The organism is Candidatus Electronema sp. PJ (assembly GCF_048287395.1).
Lineage (GTDB): Bacteria > Desulfobacterota > Desulfobulbia > Desulfobulbales > Desulfobulbaceae > Electronema.
Genome location: NZ_JBLWEO010000064.1, coordinates 1 through 21,852, shown reverse-complemented (window position 1 = coordinate 21,852; position 21,852 = coordinate 1). Strand labels below are relative to the sequence as shown.

20 protein-coding genes are annotated in these 21,852 nt (G+C 53.7%); 6 read left to right on the top strand and 14 right to left on the bottom strand.

Features of this window, described 5'->3' with window-relative positions; translation table 11 throughout:
* Positions 1–116: 116 nt before the first annotated feature.
* A complete protein-coding gene (locus ACNKIB_RS10495; protein WP_417910503.1) occupies positions 117–872 on the bottom strand; it encodes a 1-acyl-sn-glycerol-3-phosphate acyltransferase in 756 nt (251 codons plus the stop codon).
* A 234-nt stretch (positions 873–1,106) separates the two neighbouring features.
* Here ACNKIB_RS10495 and ACNKIB_RS10490 point away from each other — a divergent pair, with 234 nt between their 5' ends.
* Both ACNKIB_RS10490 and ACNKIB_RS10485 read left to right on the top strand, forming a co-directional pair.
* A complete protein-coding gene (locus ACNKIB_RS10490; RefSeq protein ID WP_417910502.1) occupies positions 1,107–1,949 on the top strand; it encodes a nuclease in 843 nt (280 codons plus the stop codon).
* A gap of 41 nt (positions 1,950–1,990) precedes the next feature.
* Entirely contained in the window at positions 1,991–3,004 is a 1,014-nt protein-coding gene (locus ACNKIB_RS10485) for a ribonuclease T2 family protein (protein ID WP_417910501.1), read from the top strand.
* Between the two features lie 113 nt (positions 3,005–3,117).
* Here the strand turns inward: ACNKIB_RS10485 and ACNKIB_RS10480 are convergent, their stop codons facing one another.
* From ACNKIB_RS10480 to ACNKIB_RS10435, 10 genes are all read right to left on the bottom strand, one after another.
* Positions 3,118–4,659, bottom strand: coding sequence for a CehA/McbA family metallohydrolase (locus ACNKIB_RS10480; protein ID WP_417910500.1), 1,542 nt, complete (start codon positions 4,657–4,659; stop codon positions 3,118–3,120).
* Positions 4,660–4,864: 205 nt separating this feature from the next.
* Positions 4,865–6,115: a GGDEF domain-containing protein gene (locus ACNKIB_RS10475; protein WP_417910499.1), complete on the bottom strand. Its 1,251-nt coding sequence runs from the start codon at positions 6,113–6,115 to the stop codon at positions 4,865–4,867.
* A 299-nt stretch (positions 6,116–6,414) separates the two neighbouring features.
* On the bottom strand, positions 6,415–7,113 hold the full coding sequence (locus ACNKIB_RS10470; protein ID WP_417910498.1) for a hypothetical protein: 699 nt from the start codon (positions 7,111–7,113) through the stop codon (positions 6,415–6,417).
* A gap of 138 nt (positions 7,114–7,251) precedes the next feature.
* Entirely contained in the window at positions 7,252–7,632 is a 381-nt protein-coding gene (locus tag ACNKIB_RS10465; RefSeq protein WP_417910497.1) for a cytochrome C, read from the bottom strand.
* Positions 7,633–7,655: 23 nt separating this feature from the next.
* Positions 7,656–9,230, bottom strand: coding sequence for a sulfate reduction electron transfer complex DsrMKJOP subunit DsrK (gene dsrK / locus ACNKIB_RS10460; protein WP_417910504.1), 1,575 nt, complete (start codon positions 9,228–9,230; stop codon positions 7,656–7,658).
* Positions 9,231–9,317: 87 nt separating this feature from the next.
* Positions 9,318–10,334, bottom strand: coding sequence for a sulfate reduction electron transfer complex DsrMKJOP subunit DsrM (gene dsrM, locus ACNKIB_RS10455; protein WP_417910496.1), 1,017 nt, complete (start codon positions 10,332–10,334; stop codon positions 9,318–9,320).
* Between the two features lie 45 nt (positions 10,335–10,379).
* Positions 10,380–10,958 (bottom strand): RsbRD N-terminal domain-containing protein, encoded by a 579-nt coding sequence (locus ACNKIB_RS10450; RefSeq protein WP_417910495.1) that lies wholly within the window; start codon positions 10,956–10,958, stop codon positions 10,380–10,382.
* Between the two features lie 411 nt (positions 10,959–11,369).
* Complete coding sequence (locus ACNKIB_RS10445) at positions 11,370–13,493, bottom strand: carboxy terminal-processing peptidase (protein WP_417910494.1); 2,124 nt, start codon at positions 13,491–13,493, stop codon at positions 11,370–11,372.
* An 831-nt stretch (positions 13,494–14,324) separates the two neighbouring features.
* The gene (gene alr, locus ACNKIB_RS10440) at positions 14,325–15,491 is read right to left on the bottom strand and encodes an alanine racemase (protein WP_417910493.1); all 1,167 of its coding nucleotides are present in this window, start codon (positions 15,489–15,491) and stop codon (positions 14,325–14,327) included.
* Positions 15,492–15,512: 21 nt separating this feature from the next.
* A complete protein-coding gene (locus ACNKIB_RS10435) occupies positions 15,513–15,953 on the bottom strand; it encodes a hypothetical protein (protein ID WP_417910492.1) in 441 nt (146 codons plus the stop codon).
* A gap of 207 nt (positions 15,954–16,160) precedes the next feature.
* Here ACNKIB_RS10435 and ACNKIB_RS10430 point away from each other — a divergent pair, with 207 nt between their 5' ends.
* The gene (locus tag ACNKIB_RS10430; RefSeq protein WP_417910491.1) at positions 16,161–16,517 is read left to right on the top strand and encodes a hypothetical protein; all 357 of its coding nucleotides are present in this window, start codon (positions 16,161–16,163) and stop codon (positions 16,515–16,517) included.
* Positions 16,518–16,760: 243 nt separating this feature from the next.
* Here ACNKIB_RS10430 and ACNKIB_RS10425 read toward each other — a convergent pair whose 3' ends face one another.
* On the bottom strand, positions 16,761–17,141 hold the full coding sequence (locus ACNKIB_RS10425; protein WP_417910490.1) for a hypothetical protein: 381 nt from the start codon (positions 17,139–17,141) through the stop codon (positions 16,761–16,763).
* 63 nt (positions 17,142–17,204) lie between these two features.
* Between ACNKIB_RS10425 and ACNKIB_RS10420 the strand changes: the two genes are divergently transcribed.
* The 3 genes from ACNKIB_RS10420 (at position 17,205) to secA (ending at position 20,783) form a co-directional block, all read left to right on the top strand.
* On the top strand, positions 17,205–17,564 hold the full coding sequence (locus tag ACNKIB_RS10420) for a hypothetical protein (RefSeq protein WP_417910489.1): 360 nt from the start codon (positions 17,205–17,207) through the stop codon (positions 17,562–17,564).
* Between the two features lie 135 nt (positions 17,565–17,699).
* Positions 17,700–18,191, top strand: coding sequence for an N-acetyltransferase (locus ACNKIB_RS10415; protein WP_417910488.1), 492 nt, complete (start codon positions 17,700–17,702; stop codon positions 18,189–18,191).
* A 45-nt stretch (positions 18,192–18,236) separates the two neighbouring features.
* On the top strand, positions 18,237–20,783 hold the full coding sequence (gene secA, locus ACNKIB_RS10410) for a preprotein translocase subunit SecA (RefSeq protein ID WP_417910487.1): 2,547 nt from the start codon (positions 18,237–18,239) through the stop codon (positions 20,781–20,783).
* 96 nt (positions 20,784–20,879) lie between these two features.
* Here the strand turns inward: secA and ACNKIB_RS10405 are convergent, their stop codons facing one another.
* Together ACNKIB_RS10405 and ACNKIB_RS10400 are read right to left on the bottom strand one after the other, a co-directional pair.
* Positions 20,880–21,440, bottom strand: coding sequence for a hypothetical protein (locus ACNKIB_RS10405; RefSeq protein WP_417910486.1), 561 nt, complete (start codon positions 21,438–21,440; stop codon positions 20,880–20,882).
* Positions 21,441–21,634: 194 nt separating this feature from the next.
* A partial coding sequence (locus tag ACNKIB_RS10400; protein ID WP_417910485.1) for an IS3 family transposase occupies positions 21,635–21,852 on the bottom strand: 218 nt, incomplete at its 5' end.

The following is a 21,852-nucleotide window of genomic DNA, read 5'->3' as shown; positions in this document are numbered from 1 at the left end:
TACTGCCGCCTCCTCAAAACTCAAACCTTCACGTTCTTTGATTTCCAATACTTTCCGGCGAAAATCTACTGAATAGGCCATAAGATTCAACTCATAGGATGAAAATGATTGCTTGATCATTTTATATCGCTGCGGCTATAGGGGATGATCTCGCCGACAGTGAACTTGAGCCGCCGCTTCTGCTGGCAGAACATCTCCTGCACCAGCATGGCGGTGGAGAGCGGCTTCCACAGGGCCGAGGCGGCGTAGAAGCTGACCGAGTTCCTGCCGTTGACATGAACAGGCAGGATCGGGGCCTTGGCCTTCTCGGCGATCTTGAGGAAGCCCTTGCGCCACTTGCCGTCCTTGATGCCGCTCAGGCTGAAGCGCGAGACCTCGCCCGCCGGGAAGACAATCACCGCCTCCTTATTCAGCAGGGCCGCGCTGATCAGGCCAAGCTGCTCCTTGGTGGACGACGTGCCGCCCATGTTGTTGACCGGCAGCAGGCACGGCCCCAGCGGCCTGATCTGCGAAAGCAGGCTGTTGGCGACAATGCGGACATCGGAGCGCACCTCGTGAATCAGCTTGAGCAGCGCGAGGCCGTCGAGCGAGCCGATGGGATGGTTGGCGATGATCACCACCCTGCCGCAGGGCGGGATGTTCTCACGCTCGCGCTGCGAGACCGTGTAGCTGAAGGAGAAATGCTCCAAGGCCTGCTCGACGAAATCCATGCCTTTGACGTGGGGATACCGGGCGGCAAAGGCGGTGAAGTCGTCCTCGCGCAGCAGACGGCGGAGCACAGGCCGCACCGCCGGGCGGGCCGAGGAAGGGGCTGTTCTGCACAGCCGGATAGTGGTCGGACAGCACTTGCTCAACGGTGAACATGGGCGCACCTCTCATTGTTCTGCGGAGTTTTTCTTGGTTCCGTCCAGAGGAGAGGATACCCTGCGTCTGTTACGATTGCGTTATGGTCAGGTGTGAGATGTGCTTGAAAAAGAACCGGCAGAAGAAAGCGGAAGCAAATCCTCACGAGAGGACAAACAGCTTGACAAGAAGTCAAAACTCTGATGATATAAGCGGTCAACTGTCGTTGCGGGCCAACACCAAAACCAAAAAAGGAGGCTGCCATGTCGTTCAGAGTGATCAAGGGCACGTTTCATGTCGCCGGTTATTCGGCGGATGGCGATTCGGTCAGGTTCAAAGCTGACGATGACGGACACTGGGGCAAGGTTTTCGGCAGAGTGAGGCTGAATGCCAGAGGCCACGCGCAGCTGCGCATTGAGGCCATTGACACGCTGGAAACTCATTTCATGGATGAGCATCAGCCAAGAGAGCTGGCTGATGCGGCGGCGGACCAGCTTTTTCAGCTTCTGGGCATAAAAGATGCTGTCTGGAATGCTGACCGGTCAAAGGTCATGTCCGCTCAGGAGGGCACAAGGGGCTGCATCGCCACCCGCATGGCGGAGAAATACGGCAGGCCGGTGTCTTTTGTCTTTGCCGGAGAAGATGCGTTTGCGGACGGACAGGAAATCTTTCTTGACCGGGAGCTGGCGGCGAAATCAGTCAATTACCAGCTGCTGTCCGGCGGTTTCGCCTATCCGACCTTCTATGACGGCATGTTTTATGATATCCGCGAGCTGTTCGCGGAGGCTGCGGCGCAGGCAAGGGCAGCGCAGGCCGGGATATGGAGCGGAGACACCACCAATGCGTATTTCCAGGTGAATGGTCTGGCAGACATCACCGAAGAGCATGTCATCCTGCCGAAGCTGTTCCGAAGAATCACCGCGCATCTCAAAGAGAACGGCTCCTATGATCCTCATGCGTTCATCGCCTCTCTGCGCGAGCAGCCTGAGCAGGTGCTGATCCTCAGCATTCTTCACTTCACGCATTTCGACAATCTGCTTTCCGTTGACGGCAACGGCAAAATCAAGCTGAAGCAGCGTCCTGAGAACTTGGTGTTTTTAGGATGAGGTCAGCTCTCCGCAACATGTCTCCTCTGGAGGAGAAAAACATGAAGAAAGTTTTCTTGGCAGTCGCAGCGTTCTCCTGCTGCGCCGGTTCCGCATTCGCTGAGAATGTGGAAGGCACGTTCACGGCAGTCAGCGAGTGCGATGCGTATCAGTCGTTCAACAAAGGCACCAACCCTGGCAAAGTAAAAGTGAAGCCGGGAGTCACGTATGAGGCGGAAGAGATCAACAAGGCAGGAGACTGGAACTGGATCCGGGTTGACATGGAAGGTGCGGTTCCCAATCTGCGCTGGGTGTCGAAGGAATGCGGCACAGCTAATATCAAGTCTGAAGTCAAGGATGATAGTGTTACTGACACAACTGCCAATGGCGGCAGCAAGAAGAAAAAATGCTCCACGCCAAATCAACACGACAGCTATGTCATGGCCATGACATGGCAGCCGGGTTTCTGCGAGCATCCGCCTCACAACGACAAGCCCGAATGCAGCGCTTTGGAGCAAGGCAAGTTGTCTGTAGCCCATCTGACCCTGCATGGCCTGTGGCCCAATAAGAAGGAGTGCGGCACCAGATATGGCAACTGCGGCAGTGCTCCTTTAGAATTGGAAGAGGACACGCTTACGATGCTGGCTCCGTGGATGCCGAACTGCTATTTCGCAGACCCTGTATGCAAGTTTGCCGAATACGAATGGAAAAAGCACGGCACCTGCCAGGAGCGCGATGATGATGCCTACTTTAAGCTGGCTGTAGACATCTTGCAGCGGGTGGACACGTCCGAGATCGGCAAGTACCTGAAGGACAATATCGGCGAGATGATCTCTGTCGATGCCTATCGAAAGCACATTGAGCAGACTATGGGCAAGGATGTTGCCGACAGGATGCTGCTGGTATGCCCAAAGGGACAGAAAGGCTACCTGCAAGAGATAAGACTCCAGCTTCCGAAGGACATCGTTGTTGCTGACGACATCAGCAAGATGCTTGCCGGAGCGAATACTTTTGGCGGCAATTTCTCCTCTGGCTGCAACAACGAGATTCACATAGAGCGGTCCGGCAGAGACTGACAAGGGCTTGTCGTTCATCACAAGCGGGCACGTAAAAAAAGAGGGCTGGGGATTGCTCCCCAGCCTTCTTTTTCATGCCGGACGGCATGACCGCGCTGCTGCTCCAGCTGCTCTTACTCGTAGGTCACAACTAGCTGCGCCGCCTGGCTGACCGAGCCTTCATAGGCCTCGGCGGTGCGCTCGCCGGTGCCGGTGATGATGATCGCCATGCCGTTGTTGGCTGACCAGCCAGTGCGGTTGACGATCTCCTGCACGATGTCCTTCAGGTCAGGGGTCTGCTGACCTGCACCTGCCTGGCCGACGGTGCTCCAAGCCACTGGTGCCCAAGCTACAGAAGCAGTGGTGGTTGCGCGGCTGCTGACGTTGTTAGAGGCCGTGGTGAAGGTGGCCGCATTGTCCGCTGCTTGGCCTTTGATGGTCAGGCTGGTCGTGCCGGAGTTGGTCTCATCCACGGTGAACTGAACGTAGGCGTTGGTGATGGTCGCACCCTGTGGAATGCCGAGGTTGGCAAAGCGCATCCCCACGTACTGATTGCCGGTGGTGGAGGAGTCATAGACCAGCTCCAGATCAGAGCTGTTCAGCGTCACCACGCCGCCGGTTTGCCGCTGCTCGGCATCGTCGCTGCCTGTTGCCACCCGTGCGGAAACTGTGGAGCTGCCGCCGCCTGCTGTGCCGGTCATGGTGATCGGCGAGGAGATGGCCTCGCCGCCGTCCTGCTGGGTGACTTTCACATAATAGTAGTCGCCTGCGGCTGCGGTCACGCTGCCGGTGATGATCGGATGGGCCTGATTGGGATTCCACGTCTGAGCAACCGCGCCGTTCTTGATCAGCTGGACGGTGGAGAAGACCTCGTTGTTGCCGTCATTGGCCTCAATGCGCAGGGCGTGGGTGCCGGGATCAAGCACTGAACCCATCTCCGCGCTGCTCAGGGTGAAGGAGAGCGTCAGGTTCTTGTCGAGCGTGGAGAACATCCGGCGGGCCTGCATTGCCTCCATGATCGCGGTGCGGGTCTTGGCTGTGGCCAGCACGGCCAGACGGTAGTCGGTGGCTGTGCCCCACGTGGCGGTGTGGTTGTCGTCGCCGCCTGCTGCGCCGATGTCCCAGCCGCGTGCAAGTGCCTCGTCAAAGAAGCTCTTGCTGCCGTCGTTGGTGTAATAGCCGTCGTTGTAATAGTAGGTGTCGAAGTCGTCGGCCTTGTTGAACAGCTCCATGCCCACGAACTTATCAGACGGCGTGGTGGCGAAGTGGCTGAACTCGCGGCTCAGATCATCCTCGCGGCCCGGATGGTTGAAGAAGGGCACGCCGCTGCGGGCGTTGAGCCACGTCACCAGCTCCGGGAAAGTGTCGGTGGCTGTGCTGCCAGATGTGCAATAGTCATCAGTGCCGATCACGGTCACATGGCCGTAGTTGCCGCCGGATGACCACTCAAAGCCCCACAGGGCGACAAAGCTGCCGTCGCTGTTGTAGGTGTCTGCCGTGCTCTTGATCGTCGTCCATTCAGTGGAGCTGATGCCTGAGTCATGGTCAGCCAAGCTGAAGAAGTCCAACCCGGCGGTGTCCCGCGCATAGGCATAAGCCTGAGCAGGCGTACCCGTGCCGTCCGAGACGTTGGAGTGGTTGTGCAGATGGCCGTAATAAACGTTGTAGGCCGCCATCGCCGGTGCTGTTGCACCAAATACGCCGATACAGGCTCCGGCGAAGACGGAAATTCCCAGTTTGCTGTAGGTCGACCGGAACGTGTCCCAGTCAGGTGCTGCCCGATTGCAGCACCACCAGTCTAAGAAGGAAAAAGCAAAGTTTGATGAGCGGTTGATGAATTTTCAGTGAGGAACAAAAAGAGTGAGGTAATTGATTAGACCTTTACGCAGGCGGAGGATCCTGCACTTCCTCATCTTCCAACCCATAGATAGTGCAGCGATTCTTGCCGAGGTCTTTGCTCCGGTAAAGGGCGCGGTCGGCCATTTTCATGATCTCGGTCAGATCCTCGCCATGATCTGGGAAACAGGCTATACCGCAGCTGACTGTGATGCGGACAGAATGGCCTTCATACATCAGCGGCGCATCTTCAATCCGGCGGCGGAGGCGTTCCGCTACTTTCCAGGCATCTTTGCAGCTGGTCTCTGGCAAAAAAGCGACAAACTCGTCGCCGCCAAAGCGAGCCAGCATGTCTTCTTCCCGCAGCTCGGTGCGCATGGTCTCAGAGATAAAGACAATCAGCATGGTGCCTGCATGGTGGCCAAAGGCATCATTCACTGCCTTTAGGCTGTCTGCGTCGATCATCAGTACCGAAAATTTGCCTGAGCGGATCAGGATGCGCTGGTACTCGCGCTGCATGAAGATGAGGAGCATCTTCATGTTCCACAGACCGGTGAGCTGATCAGTGCGCGAGAGCTGGCGGATTTTCTCCTTGGTCACTTCAGCCTCTTCTGAGAGCAGAGAGACGGCCCAGGCTAATAACCAGATCAAGGAGAGCCGGATCAACGGTCCAGCCAGGTACTCCGCATCTATCTTGAGGGCAGAGAGGCTGCCGGAGAAGGCTTTGCGATCAGCGGCAGCGAGCAGCAGCCAGCAGATGGTGACTGCCCCGGCCTGCTGAAGAGCGGCTTTCGTGCCCAGAGCCGTGCCGGTTAGCAGAATGCAGAGAAAGAAGAGCGACAGGAAGGGACTGGAAAGGAAGCCTGTCTGCCAGACAACAACTGCAGTAAAGAACAACATTACCCAGCTGTTTAGGGTCAGATGCCAGGTCGTACGGTGATATTGCCGTAGGCCGTAGCGCACTATGCAGGCAAAGAGGGCAAAAAGAACCAGCGCACTGTTCAGCACTGGTGTTTGGAGAATATGCACACAGGGCAGGCGGGTGCAAACAAAGACCAGCAGCAGAAGCAGCATCTGGAGGTTGGAAAAGATCTTCTGATGGGCAGCACACTCCTCCCGGTCGATCTCCTTGTGTTCGTCGATGGGAATCTGCCCGACCCGCTGCCCGCTGAGAAGAGAGTAGATGGGGGAACTTTTCTCGTAGGAGGCCAAACTGCCGCCCGCGCCTGCTTTGAAAAAAAAGTCTTTCCCGGACAATGCGGAGTTCTCGCCGTTATCGGGCCTTGCTTCAGTCATGCCGCGTGTGTGTCCTATGCCTTCTGTGCTGGTTGGGTGGACTCCTGATCAGGCAACGCGCCTGGCCTCTGCAAGTGAGCGGTCTTCAGACAGAAAACGCAGGCTTTCCGGCGGACAGCTCCTGATCGCATCAGTATTCAGGATCAGAAAACTGAAAAATATCATGTCCGTCGTCGAAAAACAAGCTGAATTGTCGGGCGGGCGGCAGAGGTGTTTTTTTTGATAAGCCTTTAAGGAAGAGACAAACTACCTAATGTGAACACTTTTATGAGCTGTTAAACGATTGCAGCCAACCTCTGTTACTCCTTATAAATCGCCAGGTTGGTGTTGAACACCAGCCGCTCCAGCTCTTCCTCCTGCGTTACTGCTCTGGCGATCATCTCGCCGAAACGGCGGGCCTCGTCGATCTGCTGCCGGGTGTGGCCGTATTTTGGATAATGATCCTGCATCCACGACATCCGCTCCGGGGTTTCTCCGGCCAGTTTGAGGAACACGCCGATGGTCCGCCACGGCTCTTTACTGGTATGAGTGAAGATAATTCCGTTCGGCACAATAGCCCCTGCCCTTTTCAGCAGCGATTTGATCCCCCACCAGTGCATCCGCCAGAAGCCTCGGCAGGAGATGACCGGAAGCACAGTTTGCTGGGCAAAGAGCCGCTCACCGTCGCGATCAAGCAACGAGAGTACCGGGCCACTGGGGTTGTACGACCAGGTCGGGCCAGCGAGAATAATCAGGTCATACCGCTCAAAGCAGTATTCCGGCAAGGGCTGAATGGGAATGCGTTGCCGGAAAAAGGTGACGATCATCTTCTTGAACGTCTTAAGAATGGTGCCGATGGGAAAGTGCTGCGGGATGGTTGGGACAAGCCGCTCGCAAATCACCTCTGCCTCGTATTCGGCCATGCCCTCCAGCATTGATTGGACGAGATTTTTCGTCTGGGAGCTGAAGGAATAATAGAGAACAAGAATGCGCTTGGACTGCGCCGTGCTGCCGCTCATGGGACACCTTTGCTAAATGGAACCGATCATTTTAATTGATAAGCAAAGGGAGAATACTTTAACATAAAACGAGAAATAAAAAAAGCCCCTTGACCGGTTTTGATCAAGGGGCTGGCCGGAAATCGGGAGTTTCGCGGCTTAGGGATTAGGATTGGTGTGGCAGGTCCAGCAATCAGGCGTTTTCACTGAGGCGTAGGCATGGCAGCTATCGCAGAACTGCTCTTTTGTGCCGTGGCAACCTAAGCAGCTCATGGTCGGCTTTTGCCCGTCCTTAGCCGCATCGTAGCCTTTGGCCGCAGCGTGGAACTCTTGCAGCAGATTCATATGCGTGGCCCGCATTTCATCCGCAGGGGGATGTTTTCGGCTGTTCGGAAAATTGGCATCGAACTCTTGAGACGGGTTCGGATAATTGATCGGAGCCGCGCCGACATTGCCAACAAGGTTGTTGTACCAGATGGGGAAGGTGATCAGAAGAACGAAGACCGCCAGTCCGGGTATTATTTTGCCGCTGTCGTACATTGAAATATCCTCCGTTTCTGACGTTACAGCAGAGTCCGCAGACCCTCAGTAAGTTCCTGTCTGTTTTCGCCTTCAATCACCAAGGCGTTGCCCACCAGCTCGCTCACGCCTGCCACCTGCACCTCCGGCACCCAGTAGCTCATCAGGGTGCTGAGGGTGGCGCGGTCAATCGCGCAGACGCAGGCCAGCGTGTTGATGCCGTGCTTGTCATAGACATGCTTGACCGCGTTGGCGCGCGGCAGACCGGCCCGCATCCGCAGCTCCATGATCTCTTCCGTGTTCAAGGCCGTGCCGGAGCCGCAGCAGAAGGTCTTCTCGCGGATGGTGTTCTCCGGCATCTCGTACCACTGCTCCAGCACGTTGTTGAGGATGTAGCGCGGCTCCTCCAGCATTCCCATTGCCCGCGCCGGGTTGCAGGAATCATGGAAGGTGGCTTTGGCGTGCGCGTTGCGGCTCTTGTCGAGCTTGATCTTGCCGTGCTTGATCAGGTCGGCGGTGAACTCGCTGATATGCACCATCTTGGTTGAAGCCGCGTTCTCAAAGATCGTGCCGGTGGCTGGCGATTTCGGCACTTCAAGGAAATCCGTCGGGCCATTCATGGTGTCCATGTACTGATGAATGACGCGCCACATGTGGCCGCACTCGCCGCCGAGTATCCACTTCACGCCCAGACGTTTGGCCTCGGCGTACATCTTGGCGTTCAGCTTCTTCATCATCTCGTTGGAGGTGAAGAGGCCGAAATTGCCGCCTTCCGATGCGTAGGTTGACCACGTATAGTCCAAGCCGATAGCCTCAAACAAGAGCATGTAGCCCATGCAGGTGAAGATGCCTGGCTCGGCAAACACGTCCGCAGACGGGGTGATGAACAGCACCTCCGCGCCCTTGCGGTTGAAGGTCGGATTGACCCGCACGCCGGTTAGGTTCTCGATGTCATCACAGAGAAACTCAACATTGCCCTTGAAGGCCTGCGGAGTCAGGCCCATGTGGTTGCCAGTGCGGTTGGAGTTGGAAACCGGCTCCATCGCCCAGTTGATACCGCAGCCGACTAAATGCAGCAGTTCGCGCAGCATCATGGTGATCTCGGCGGTGTCAATGCCATACGGACAGAAGACTGAGCAGCGGCGGCACTCGGTGCATTGGTAGGCGTACATGAACCATTCTTTCAGCACACCGACAGTCATCTCGCGCCCGCCCGCCATCTTGCCGAGCAGCTTGCCCGCTAAGGTGAACTCTTGCCGATAGACCGAGCGCAGCAGCTCGGCCCGCAGCACCGGCATGTTCTTTGGATCGCCAGTGCCAAGGAAGAAATGACATTTGTCCGCGCAGGCACCGCAGCGGACGCAGCAATCCATGAATATCTTCAGGGAGCGGAAGCGGTCTAAGCGATCTGCCAGCCCCTTGATGATGATTTCCTTCCAATTCGGCGGCAGCTTCCAGTCTTCGTCCTCCGGGTTCCAAGCGCGGGCGTTGGGAAAGCTCACGCCCTGCTGGCTGTTGAGATACTCCAGCTTTTCCGGCTTGGTCGTGTAGGCGTAGTTGCCCGGCTTGAACACCGCCGGGATTTCCGTCCAGTCTTTGTCCGGCATGGAGCCGGTCATCAGGGTCGGGTCTTCGACCACGCTCCGCGCCAGCTCATCTTTTTTTATAACGGCCATTGTGATAGTCCCTTGTCCACCTGTTATTCGTCAGCCTTGCGGCAGTTCTTTTTCAACCGGAATGCCCTGCTCAATCATGTCCGCGCGGAACTCATCCTCATAGGACGCATAGGAATGCGGCCTGATATCCGGGTTCCACGGGTTGATGTGCCGCCGCATCCGGCTGTCGTTGGCCAGATTGCGGGTCGGGCTGAGGAAAACCCCGCCCATGTGCATCAGCTTGGAGAAGGGGAAATAGGCCAGCAGGCAGGAGACCAAGAAGAGGTGTATGTAAAAGATGGAGGCAATGTCTGGCGGCACAACCGGCTTAAAGGTGGTCAGGCCAAGGGCGAGCTGCTTGATGGCCACGATGTCCACGCCGGAGCGGAGGAAGTAGCGCATCAGGATGCCGGTGAGGGCGATGCCGATTAGGAGGAAGAGCGGGAAGTAATCGTTGGCCAAGGAGATGTAGTTCACCGTTTTAATCAGGAAACGGCGGGCCAGCAGGGCCAGCAGGCCGACAAGGATCAGCGCGTCAGTGACGTAGAGCGACAGCTCCGGGGTCGGGTTGAGGGTGAAGCCGTCCAGTGCTTCCAGTGCCGTGACGAAGAACAGCTCTGATCCAACAAAGAGACGGAAATGCCGGAGCAGAATCACCAACATACTGTAATGGAAAAGGATGCCGAAGAGCCAGAGCCAGCGGGTGGCAGTGTAGGTCAGCTCCGGGCCAGGCTTGATGCTGGCCTTGGTGTTGCGCCAGAGGGAGCGGAAAAAGACGATCTCCATGAACATCCGGCCCAGCACTTCGCCGGTGCTCACCGGGGCCTCGAACTTGTCCCGCTTCACCCAAGGCATAGAATAGCCTTGCCCGCAGGTGGTGGGGATGCGGAACGGCACCGGCGACTTGGCCCAGTACAGGACCCGCCAGCAGAAGCCGCCGACAAAGAGAAGCAGGGCCGCGTAGGGCACGGCAACACCAAAAAGGTATTGCATACCAGGGATCGCGGACCCTATCCACGCAATCAGCGCAAGAGCGATGACCGCAGCCAGGGGGAAGGTGTACTTCATAAATCACTCCCTTGTAAAAAAGATAAAATATCTTTAAGCATATTGCTATGCTTTGTTTGCTACGCAACCTCCCTTTGGCGACAGTTCCCGCAGATTTTCCCGGATTAATGCTGACGCGCAACCCGAATCAGTCAGGATGTAGCTGCCGCTTTTCAGCTCTCGAATCCGTGCTTTGTACAACCGCTCCCGGCATTCCATGTACAGATCAAAAGCGAGGAGCATAATCCGATCCACTTCGGCCTCGAACTGAACCAACTTCAGGAGCAAATTCCGGCAGTCTTTGTCTGCTGAGAAAATCTGCCGCACCACCGCCTTCAAATCCAGCAGCGGTGCGACCGCCTGCGACGGCGTGAACTGCTGCACCGCCCGGATACGGATGATCATGTCCAACGGCTTGGCGAATTCCGGCGAATCTGCTCCGGCAATAATCAAACGAAAAAGTTGCGCCAGCCCCTCGCGGATATTCGCGCCGACTGGATTGGCGAAACAATCCTGCGATTTTTTAAAAAAGTCGGAAGAAACGTAGGTGTCCAACGTCCGTTCCGTCCATAGGGCGAGGATTTTCTCCTCGTTGCGCTTCAAGGCTTCGCTTAGGCTCTGCATGATGATCTTTTGCTCTATCATAATCGCGGGCTGATTTCAACAGAAAAATTGATGCGACCTCTTCTCGAAATCAACTCAATTAGGTTGCAGCGGCGAGCGAACCGGGTTCTTCTGTCGCGGTTTTTTCTCCTTAACCCTGAGTTACTATTCCTTTCTTGCTCGCTGGCAAAGGAGTTTGGCTTGGCAAAAGAGGAGTTCTAGCGACTTGGCAAGGAGTTGTATTCGGCAGGAAAGGAGTTTTACTCACCTGAAAAGAAGTTTTGGTGAGCCGTAGAGGAGTTTGGCCGACTAGGAAAGGAGTTTTAGTCGGCAAAACTCCTCTGTAACTCGGCAAGAAAGCAGTTTGGCCAAGCCGAACTGCTTTGCTACCGACTACAACTCCTTTCTGACCAAGCCAAATTCCTTGGCAAACCAGCAGGACTCTTCCCTGGCTTATTTTTTGCTGCCTGAATTTTCTGCCACCGCTGCCGAATCATCCATCAGCATGAGAGCGAGGTCGGTATAAGGATCCTGCGCCAGCTCCTGCTCCAAGGTTTTCTTCTCCTTCTTGTCGGCAGGATGCTCCTCGTCCTCTTCTTCGTCCATGACTCCGGCGGCCTCGGCCTCTTTCTTGGCCCGCTCCAGCTCTTGGCGGTCTTTGAGGACGCCAGCGAGATACACTGGCACCAAACTCTTGTCCTTGCGCTCCTTGGCCCGCAGACTCTCGGTCTGGATCTTTTTAAACTTCTCGCTGACAGCCAGATAGGTTTCGCTTTTCTGCTTGGCTTGGGCAGAATCAAGCCGAGGGCCGTTCCAGAAAGTATAACGCACTGGCTCTACCTGATCCCAGGGCAGCGAGTTATCCAAATACTTCTCACCAGTCTCTAAGTAATCCAACATGCTGGGCACGACCACATCTGGAGCCACGCCTTTATACTGGGTGGAGCTGCCGTTGATGCGGTAGAATTTCTGGATTGTGACTTTGAGAGCACCGAGGTTTTCGTATTTCTTCAGATGGAGCAGAGGCAGGTTGCGGTTCATATCGACCAAAGCCTGCACCGTACCTTTGCCGTGGGTGTGTGCACCACCAACAACCAGAGCGCGGCCATAGTCCTGAAGAGCAGCAGCAAGAATTTCCGAAGCGGATGCAGCAAATTGATTGACCAGCACCAGCATGGGGCCGTCGTAGGCTACATTCTTGTCCTCATCCTCCAATAGGATGATTTTGCCTTCAGAATTTTTGACCTGCACCACTGGGCCGCCAGGCAGGAAGAGACCAGACACCTCCACTGCATCAGAAAGCGAGCCGCCACCGTTGCCGCGCAAATCAAGAATCAGCCTGACGATCCCTTCCTTCTTCAGCTTGTGCAGCTCGCTGCGGGTGTCATCGGTGACATTCCTGCCATCTTTGTTCTCAAAATCTCGGTAAAAGCCAGGAATTCGCAGGAAGCCTACCTTGCGGCCTTGTCTGTCTTTTAACACGGCAGACTTGACATAGGTTTCCTCCAGCCGAACCACATCGCGGATGATCGGAATTATGAGCCGGGTACCATCAGCCCTGGAAACGGTCAGGCGCACCTCTGTGCCTTTGGGGCCGCGAATATGAGACACTGCCTCACGGATGCTCATTGCGGAAATATCAATCGGCTCGCCATCCTTCTCCGAGACTGCCATGATGACATCCTCAGCCTGGAGCTGCCCTTGCTGTTCTGCCGGACTACCAGGAATGATATTCACCACCTTGATATGGCCGTCATCCTCCCGGAGCAACGCACCGATGCCTTCCAACGATCCGCTCATGTGGATATCAAAATCCTCCTTAGATTCAGGAGCCATATAGCTTGTGTGCGGGTCAAAGGACTTGGCAATGGCATCGAAATAGCGGTTGTAATGTTCCTGCCGATCAGTCTTTTGCACCCGGTCTAAGTAACTGCGGGTCTTTTTGCGCACCTTCTCTATGGCTGCTGCCCAGAGCTTTTGGTCAACTGAGGCCTCTTCAACCTTGACCAGGGGCTTTTTCGCCTCTTCCCGCTTCTTGTTTTCCTTTTCAATTTCCTCAAGATACGTATCGATGACCTCCAGCTTAAGAGAACGCCGCCAGCGGTCGCGTAGCTCCTCGGCATTGGCCGGATAAGTCATCTTTTCCGCGTCGGTTTGGAGATAATCGACTCGATCAGGGGCAAATCCTGCTTTCAGGAGCTGCTCAACCAGACTATAGACCTCTCCAGCCCGCCGGTTAAGCAACATCATTCCGGCATCGGGCAACGTAATGCGGCCTTGGCTGATTTCCTCGCCGATTTTATCGGCGAACACATTGAGCTGGCTCACATCATCGGCCAAGAGGAACTGCTTGCGCGGGTCAAGCTGCTTGAGATAGAGGTCATAGGCAGCCTTAGAGGTCTGCGCGTCAAGGGGCTTATGGCTGAAATGCTGCGCAGGGAGCTGATGACTGAGCATATAGGCGATCAGCCGGTTGCGTCCAGCATCGAATTCAGCAGGCATAACTTTGCCGTGAACCGATGTACCAAGCAGCAATGAGGCAATAAGCCCATTAAGGAAGAAACGATGCAGCCGCATAAGATAACTCCATAAAATACAAACAGATCAATCGGTGACCAACCTGCGTAGAACAAAGGGAATATTGCAAACCAAGTTTAACCGGAAGATTGTGGTAGAACCCAACAAAGTTTCATACCACGTGCGGGGTTAAATGTAAACAGGCAAAAGAAATGCGGCAGAACGCCGCTAGCTAAGCGTTCGACAGGGGTTCAGTGTCCGACTTTTACCAAGATGCTTGAGGCCGTGAAGCAGAAGTTACGCCAGGTTGGCAGGCCACCGGAATTAAGCCGAGCTGATCGGCGCGTGGATTGAAACGGAAAACTGGTACGTATCTACAGCGAGTAAACTGCGGAGTGTGTCAAGCTGATTTCCCTTCTTGCTAACCTGTTTTCGCGCGTTTCTGAACAGCTTTTGTACGTCCAGATTCTCTGTTCAGAGATATAAATACAGTATTTACTCGTTTGTCAGGAGTATTCATACGAGTAAATAGAGCTTTTGTACATCTAAATCCTCTGTCCACTCATTGAAAAGCTACATCCAGACGTATAAATAGAGGATTTGTACGTCTAGATTCTCCGTTCACTCGTTACAATGCTGCATTTACTCGTATGGATATAGCTTTTGAATATTCCGAAGCAGCATTCACACGTTTAAATGGAGTTTTTGTACGTCCAAAACCTCCATTCACTCGTTGTAAAGCTGCATTTACTCGTATGAGTAGAGCTTTGGGATGTTCCGAAGCAGCATTCACACGTTTAAATGGAGTTTTTGTACGTCCAAAACCTCCATTTACTCCTTATGAATGCCTGTTCAATTGCCCTCTATTCAGGCAAGTTGCTCAACAACGCTTCATAAACAGCTTGTCCGCTGCTCATTGACGTAAATTCTCGGCACCCGCTGGCTGATACCTGTCAGCACTTCGTAGCTGATTGTGCCGAGCTGCGTGGCAATTTCATCTGCCGTGATTGCGTCCTCGCCCTGCTTGCCGATGAGCACCACTTCCTCGCCGTTGTACGCCTCGCCATCGCCGATATTGACGACAATCTGATCCATACAGACTGTACCGACCAGCGGATATCGCTTGCCGCGCAGCAGCACCTGCCCTTTATTCGACAGTGCCCGCGCATAACCGTCGCCATAGCCCACTGGAATGGTGACTGCTCGGCAATTTTCAGGTGCAGTCCATGTTCTGCCGTAGCCAACCGAGCTGCCTTGCAGTACTACCTTGAAATACATCACTTTGGCCCGCAACGACAAGGCAGGCAGCAGATGCGCTGCGACCTCAGAATGCCGCGAAGGGTGATAACCGTACAGCATAATCCCTGGCCTGACCATATCAAGCAGACTTTCCGGCAGGCGCAGGATAGCAGCGGAATTGGCGATTTGTAGCAGCGGCTTGGCTAGGCTGTGCTTCTCGTAGAAACGGGTTGCCTCTAAGAAGCGTTCAAGCTGTAGCCGGGCAAAGCTGAGATCTTCGCTGTCCGCATTGGCGAAATGGGAGAAGATCGAGAGCACCTTGACCTGCTTTTCCGCTTTCAGGGCAGCGGCAAAGAGTTGCTGGGCATTGGAATGCCTGATACCAATCCGCATCATGCCGGTGTCAATCTTCAGATGGACATTGACCCGCTTTTTATAGAAGGCGGCAGACTCGCTGATGAGCTGGAGCGCATCAACTGAGGCAACAGTGAAGTCAATTTGGTTCTCAATGAACAGGCCAATCTGAAATTTGGAGAATGGCCCGGAAGTAATGATCGGAATGGTGATACCTGCCTTGCGCAGCTCCAAGGCTTCTTCAACAAAGGCGGTGCCGAGGTAATCCACACCTTCTGCGGCTAGATGCGCACCGATGCGCACCAGCCCGTGGCCGTAGGCATTGGCCTTAATCATGGCGATGATCTTCCGGCCAGGAGCTTTTTCCCGCGCTACCTGCAAATTATGGGTGATGCAGGAGAGATCAACCACGGCGGCAGAGCGGTGATATAAGTCGGAGACGAACTGCTCCCTGTGCTGTGTCATGATGAGAAAAGAGAGGAAAAATCAGCGGCGGCGCAGCCAGTTCAGCCACTGCGCCCAACCGTGGCGGCTGGAGAGCAACAAGGCCCAGCCAATGGCAAAATAGAGTGCACCAAGGAAAAGACCCGGTTTAGTCAAGATGCGCAGGGCAAGGCCGAAAGCCATCATCAGGAGAACGAATAGCCAAGTCTTCCACGGATAGACCGCGCCGATGCAGGTGTTGTCGCCAAAGCCCATGATGCGGCTCAGGGTCTTTTTTGCGGACTTGTCCAGCACGGTCAGGGATTTGGCAGTGCCGATCAGCAGGGCGATCAGCAGGAGGCGCAGAGTCACATGCAGGCCCATCCAGCCCAAGCCGCGTTCCATCAACATGATACCGACCGCTGTCCAGATCAGCGGGGCAGCAAAGAGATGCACAGCCCTGCTTACACCCGGTTTCATTTTTTTGGCGATGTTCACTTGCACGACAGCACAGTGGCTCTCCTGGGCGATGCGGTTGATTTTTTTTGCCGACCATGACCTTCTCTACTGAACTGGCTTTGCTTTGTCAAGCCTTAAGCAGGCCTGTTGCCGGGCGGACAACTTTTTATTTTGCCAAGCTAACAGTTCCATATTATGATACAAGAAGACAAGATGTTTTTAATACTGTTTTAAGCCCAGGAGGATGTAATCATGGTTCGCAATATCATTATTGTTCTGATCCTTGTTGCCATCGGTGTGCCAGCATGGCAGATTGGTGGAATCATGCTGGAACGAAAGCAAGTACGCTATGCGATTCAAGCCCATGCCAACAGCATTAAAAGATATCAAAATGAAGAGGTTGTCAAAGGTAATCTGAAGAAGGAGCTGGAGGTGCGGAATTTATCAACAGTGTTCAACTTCGAACAACTGGAGATGCAGAAAGTAAAAATTCGCTATGGTTACAGAGCAGCAGCCACTATCTTCAATTATACCTACTATCAGGTCAGTGAAGAGATGGAGGCAGTGACTGAAGAAGGCAAATTTGCGGAAGACAAAGGCGAATACTAGAGGATAAAGCAGGCCTTGCAGCTCCTGGCCCTAGCCAGGACTAATGCTGCATACTGCAAGCAAAGACGGCCCTGCCATTTTCTACTCTGCCCGCTGGCTTCACCTTGGAGCTGGCGGGCAGATTTGTTATAGTAGTACCTCTTGCAGAAGCCAATAAGTTTTCAATAAGAAGAATTGAATTTTATGTTGCAGCAAGCAGCAATTAGGTTGCTCCTGTTGCGGTATTTTTTGCATAAATCCTAGTTAATACTCCTTTCTTGCTCGTTTACAAAGAAGTTTGGCTCGGCAAAAGAGGAGTTCTGCCGACTTGGAGAGGAGTTTTACTCGGCAGAAGAGGAGTCTTGCCGAGTAGCAAAGGAGTTTGGCCAAGCCGCAGAGGAGTTTTGTCGACTTGGGAAGGAGTTGGAGTCGGCCAAATTCCTTTGCGGCTGAATAGGAAAGAAGTTTGGCCAAGCCGAACTCCTTTTCTGCCGAGTAGAACTCCTTTCTGACCGAGCCAAACTCCTTTGCAAATGCGTAATACTCTTCCCTTGCTGATTTGCACACGTGACAAATACCGCACAGGAGAAAAAGGCTCGCTCTCCGCTTCAACTGGATTGCTGTACCCTTTTTTGTTGATTTCATGCAGAGATCTAGTCCTCTTTTGGGAAGGGTACTGCTTCCCCTTTTTTTCTTTCCGGCCTCCTGATGTCCCGACGTAAGCACCTAGCCCCTGAACAGAAGCACGACAAGCGCGAGCAACCAGGCATGATCTTCTCTTTTCAGCTCAGTCTCAGCGGCATAGTTGGCATTGGCGTAGTCTTGCTCTGCCTTTTTCTCTGGATGTTTCTGCTTGGTATCTGGGCTGGGCAGACTTTTCTCTATCCACCCCGTCTGCCTGCCCAACCTCCAGGCAAAAGCAAAGAGGCCAGCCACCCGACAGAGGCCGTTAATCTCCCACCTAAGCCAGAAGCACTGCCAGAAGCAGAGGGAGTCCTCCTGCTACCTGGAGAGCGAAAGAAGCGGATCGCCCCGCAGGAACCAGCTGCTGCTGCCGCAGCGGAGTGAATGAGCTGCGCATTCTTCTGATATCACGGCAGAATCATCTGTATCCTTGACCAATTGGCCGCAACGGGGTACTCTGCAAAGTTTTGCTTCCCAAAGCAGCTTGTTTTTAACCACTCTCTTCAGCCAAATCTCCGTATGACCATGAACGGACTACCTAGCGGCCAACAAAAGAGCGTCACCATCCGCCCAGCCCGAATGGGCGACATTAAAGCCATCCATAGTTTGCTCCAACAGTTTGCCAACCGGGGTCTGTTGCTGGGCCGCTCCATTAGCTCGCTCTATGATCAGCTGCGCGACTTTGTTGTCTATGATGACAACGGCGTGCAAGGGGTCTGCTCTTTACACATCTGCTGGGACAACCTGGCGGAAATCCGTTCCTTGGCTGTGGCAGAGAGTAGCCAGCGGCAAGGTATTGGTCGCGAGCTGGTTGCTTCCTGTTTGGACGAAGCCAAGAGCCTCGAGATCAACCGGGTCTTCACTCTCACCTACCAAGGCATCTTTTTCAGAAAATTAGGCTTTGTGCCCATTGAAAAAAGCGAATTGCCGCATAAAATATGGAGCGATTGCATTCAGTGCCCCAAATTCCCGGACTGCGACGAAGAGGCGCTGATCTGGACTAACGATTAATCCTGGCAGCCCGGAGCCGTGCGGTTCCGCCTGCGGAGAAAAAGCATGATAGGCAAAGTATTAACCAAGATATTCGGCAGCAAGAACGACCGCGAGATCAAAGCACTGCGCAAGATCGTTGAGCAGATCAACCAGCTGGAACCCTCCGTAGAGCCGCTCACCGACAGCCAGCTGCGGGACAAAACCGCCGAGTTCAAGGCACGCTACGCAGGCGGCGAATCGCTGGACAGTTTGCTGCCCGAAGCCTTTGCCGTCTGCCGAGAAGGCGCGAAGCGAGTCCTAGGTGAGCGGCATTATGATGTCCAGCTCATCGGCGGTATGGTGCTGCATCAGGGTAAGATCGCGGAAATGAAGACTGGCGAGGGAAAAACCCTGACCTCCACGGCGGCTGTTTATCTCAATGCCCTGAGTGGCAAGGGGGTGCATGTGGTGACCGTCAACGACTATCTGGCGCACCGCGATGTGGAGTGGATGGGCAAGCTCTATCATTTCCTTGGCTTGACCACTGGCGCGATTCTCCACGGTATGGACGACCATGCCCGCCGTGAGGCCTACGCTGCTGATGTCACCTACGGCACCAACAACGAGTTTGGCTTTGATTATCTGCGCGACAACATGAAGTTCTCCTTAGAGGACTTCTGCCAGCGCGGTTTCAATTTTGCCATTGTGGATGAGGTTGACTCCATTCTTATTGACGAGGCCCGCACACCGCTGATCATCTCAGGCCCAGCAGAGATGTCCACGGATTTGTACAAAAAAGTCGATGCAATCATGGCGCATTTCTCTGAAAACGAGCATTACACCAAAGATGAGAAGGCCCGGCAGGTCTTACTCACCGACGAAGGCGTGATGCTGGGCGAGAAGATGCTCGAAGTAGATAACCTCTATGATCCGCGCAACATCACCTATCTTCACCACGTCAATCAAGCCCTTAAGGCCCACGTTCTCTTTAAGAAAGATGTGGATTACATCGTCAAAAACGGCGAGGTAATCATTGTTGACGAGTTTACCGGTCGGACTATGGAAGGCCGACGCTATTCTGATGGCCTGCATCAGGCCTTAGAAGCCAAAGAAAACGTGAAGATCGAGAAGGAGAACCAGACGCTGGCCTCGATCACCTTCCAAAATTACTTCCGCATGTACGACAAACTGGCTGGCATGACGGGTACAGCTGATACTGAGGCCCCTGAGTTCAAGAAGATTTACAACTTAGATGTTGTGGTCATCCCCAGTAATCGAGCTATGGTCAGGATTGACCTTGCGGATGTCATCTACAAGAATCAAGCGGCCAAATACCGGGCAGTGATCCGAGAGATCAAGGAGCTGCACGAAAAGGGCCAGCCTGTGCTGGTCGGGACCATCTCCATTGATGTCTCCGAGCTGATTTCCGAGATGCTGAAAAAGGAGGGCATTGCCCACGAAGTCTTGAATGCCAAGCAACACGATCGCGAGGCGGAAATCATTGCCCAAGCAGGCCAGCTTGGCAAGATTACCATCGCCACCAATATGGCTGGACGCGGCACCGACATCAAGCTCGGCCAAGGCGTGCGCGAAGTGGGCGGCCTGCACATTCTTGGCACCAGCCGACACGAGTCTCGCCGGATTGATAATCAGCTGCGTGGCCGTTCAGGTCGCCAAGGTGATCCCGGTTCATCCCGTTTCTATCTTTCGCTAGAGGATGATCTGCTCCGCATCTTTGGTGGCGACCGCCTGACTTCCATCATGAACCGGCTGGGCATGGAGGAAGACGAGCCGATTGAGCATTCGATGATCTCTAAAGCCATTGAGAATGCCCAGCGCAAGGTAGAGAGTCACAACTTTGACATCCGCAAGCACCTGCTCGAGTATGACGATGTAATGAACAAGCAGCGCGAGGTCATCTACAAGCAGCGGCGAGAGGTATTGGAGCGAGAGGACATCAAGGAAATCATCAACGACATGATGGATGACCTTGCCGCTGGGCTAGTGGATGATGTGGCACAGGAGCGCAAGCCTTCTGAGGATTGGGATTGGCTGCCCTTTGAGGAAAAAGTGGCTGAATTGTTCAATGTTCGACCTGGCTGGTTGGAGACAAACCGCGACGACCTGCCCCCAGAGCTGTTGCGCGAAAAATTGCGGGCTGCGGCAGACCAGGCCTACCAATCCCAGGAGGAGCGCAACGGAGCCGAGCAGATGCGCCATCTGGAGCGGATGTTCCTGCTTCAGACCGTGGACACCCTGTGGAAAGAGCATCTGCTCAACATGGATCATCTCAAAGAGGGCATTGGTCTGCGCGGCTATGGCCAGAAGAATCCGCTCGACGAGTATAAGAAGGAAGGCTTTGACATGTTTATGAGCATGGTTGAAGCGGTAAAGGCGCAAACAGTTAGCAGCCTGATGTTTGTCCGTATCGTTCAGGAGGAGGATGTAGCCCGAATGGAGGAGGAACAACGGCGCAAGCGCGAGGCCGAACTGGAGGCCATGCTGCTTGCTTCTGCTGCGGAAGGCCAGCAGGCCCCTGTGCAACGGGAAGCAGAGAAGATCAACCGCAATGCCCTCTGTCCCTGCGGTTCAGGCAAGAAGTACAAGAAGTGCTGCGGGACTTTGAGCTGAAGAGCTGTCGTTTCTTGCCAAGACTTTGTGCAAAGGCCGCCTTCGGGCGGCTTTTTTTCGTTTCCTCATCTCAATCTGCCGTGCTCTCCAGATCATTTATAGCTTTTTTGCCAAAATATTTTGCACGAAATTCTCTATGACGATATAGCCCTCCTTCATTCTTAAAAACCTTTTTTCTATTAAATGCCAAGAAGCTATCGCGAAAAGCAGCGTTATTAAAAATGATACAGAGAACATTATTGAGAATGAAATGTTAGATAATATTTGTGCTAATGATTGCTGTACTGGAAACGCATAAATATACATACCGTAAGAATAATCACCGTATTTATTGAATTTGCGTACTTGACCCGATGGAATATATGCGACGTAAAAAACAAGATATGGTAACAATAAACAATAAGCTATGAAGAATGAATCCTTACTAATCGATGATAAAAATATTTTGTCTCTCCAGACAAAAAACGCGACCCCGACAAAGAACATGGAAAACAAGCGAGTAAATTGACTTGGAAGAACATCTTGAAAATGGTTAAATACATGAAGACCTATCGAAAAAATTCCTGTCAGGAATAAGATACGCCCAAAAATGATGAACTTAACCATTTTACCTAAAAATGCCACTATTTCCAAAACAATCACAAGTATTACATACATTCTTATCTCGTAAGGCAATGTCCAGAGTGAACTATTGACTTCACCTTTGTAGGGCACATCCAAAAAGACACCTGGCAAACTACCATTAACACCGAAGAAGAGAATTATGTTTTTTATAAGATATTTTTGTGTTTGTTGATTTGAAAGATATTCATGCGTGACCTGTCTTCGCAAAAGCGGACACGTATTATTCCCTAAGTAGCCCTTTTGAAGAAGAGCGGCTCGTAGTTGTCCGGCGACTGATAACTGATCGCCGAATGCCGCCGTTGGTGGTTGTAAAAGCCTTCGATGTACCAAAAGATTCGGCTTTGTGCTTCTGCTCTAGCCCTGAAGGAAGAGTGATAAACCAGCTCCCGCTTCAGAGTTCCGAAAAACGACTCGGTGACAGCGTTGTCATAGCAGGAGCCGGTGC

Coding starts and splice junctions, on each gene's coding strand:
- ACNKIB_RS10490 (WP_417910502.1), top strand. CDS start 1,107: ATGTCGTTCAGAGTGATCAAGGGCACGTTTCATGTCGCCGGTTATTCG.
- ACNKIB_RS10485 (WP_417910501.1), top strand. CDS start 1,991: ATGAAGAAAGTTTTCTTGGCAGTCGCAGCGTTCTCCTGCTGCGCCGGT.
- ACNKIB_RS10480 (WP_417910500.1), bottom strand. CDS start 4,659: ATGGCGGCCTACAACGTTTATTACGGCCATCTGCACAACCACTCCAAC.
- ACNKIB_RS10475 (WP_417910499.1), bottom strand. CDS start 6,115: ATGACTGAAGCAAGGCCCGATAACGGCGAGAACTCCGCATTGTCCGGG.
- ACNKIB_RS10470 (WP_417910498.1), bottom strand. CDS start 7,113: ATGAGCGGCAGCACGGCGCAGTCCAAGCGCATTCTTGTTCTCTATTAT.
- ACNKIB_RS10465 (WP_417910497.1), bottom strand. CDS start 7,632: ATGTACGACAGCGGCAAAATAATACCCGGACTGGCGGTCTTCGTTCTT.
- dsrK (WP_417910504.1), bottom strand. CDS start 9,230: ATGACCGGCTCCATGCCGGACAAAGACTGGACGGAAATCCCGGCGGTG.
- dsrM (WP_417910496.1), bottom strand. CDS start 10,334: ATGAAGTACACCTTCCCCCTGGCTGCGGTCATCGCTCTTGCGCTGATT.
- ACNKIB_RS10450 (WP_417910495.1), bottom strand. CDS start 10,958: ATGATAGAGCAAAAGATCATCATGCAGAGCCTAAGCGAAGCCTTGAAG.
- ACNKIB_RS10445 (WP_417910494.1), bottom strand. CDS start 13,493: ATGCGGCTGCATCGTTTCTTCCTTAATGGGCTTATTGCCTCATTGCTG.
- alr (WP_417910493.1), bottom strand. CDS start 15,491: ATGACACAGCACAGGGAGCAGTTCGTCTCCGACTTATATCACCGCTCT.
- ACNKIB_RS10430 (WP_417910491.1), top strand. CDS start 16,161: ATGGTTCGCAATATCATTATTGTTCTGATCCTTGTTGCCATCGGTGTG.
- ACNKIB_RS10425 (WP_417910490.1), bottom strand. CDS start 17,141: ATGAAATCAACAAAAAAGGGTACAGCAATCCAGTTGAAGCGGAGAGCG.
- ACNKIB_RS10420 (WP_417910489.1), top strand. CDS start 17,205: ATGTCCCGACGTAAGCACCTAGCCCCTGAACAGAAGCACGACAAGCGC.
- ACNKIB_RS10415 (WP_417910488.1), top strand. CDS start 17,700: ATGACCATGAACGGACTACCTAGCGGCCAACAAAAGAGCGTCACCATC.
- secA (WP_417910487.1), top strand. CDS start 18,237: ATGATAGGCAAAGTATTAACCAAGATATTCGGCAGCAAGAACGACCGC.
- ACNKIB_RS10405 (WP_417910486.1), bottom strand. CDS start 21,440: ATGTATGTAATACTTGTGATTGTTTTGGAAATAGTGGCATTTTTAGGT.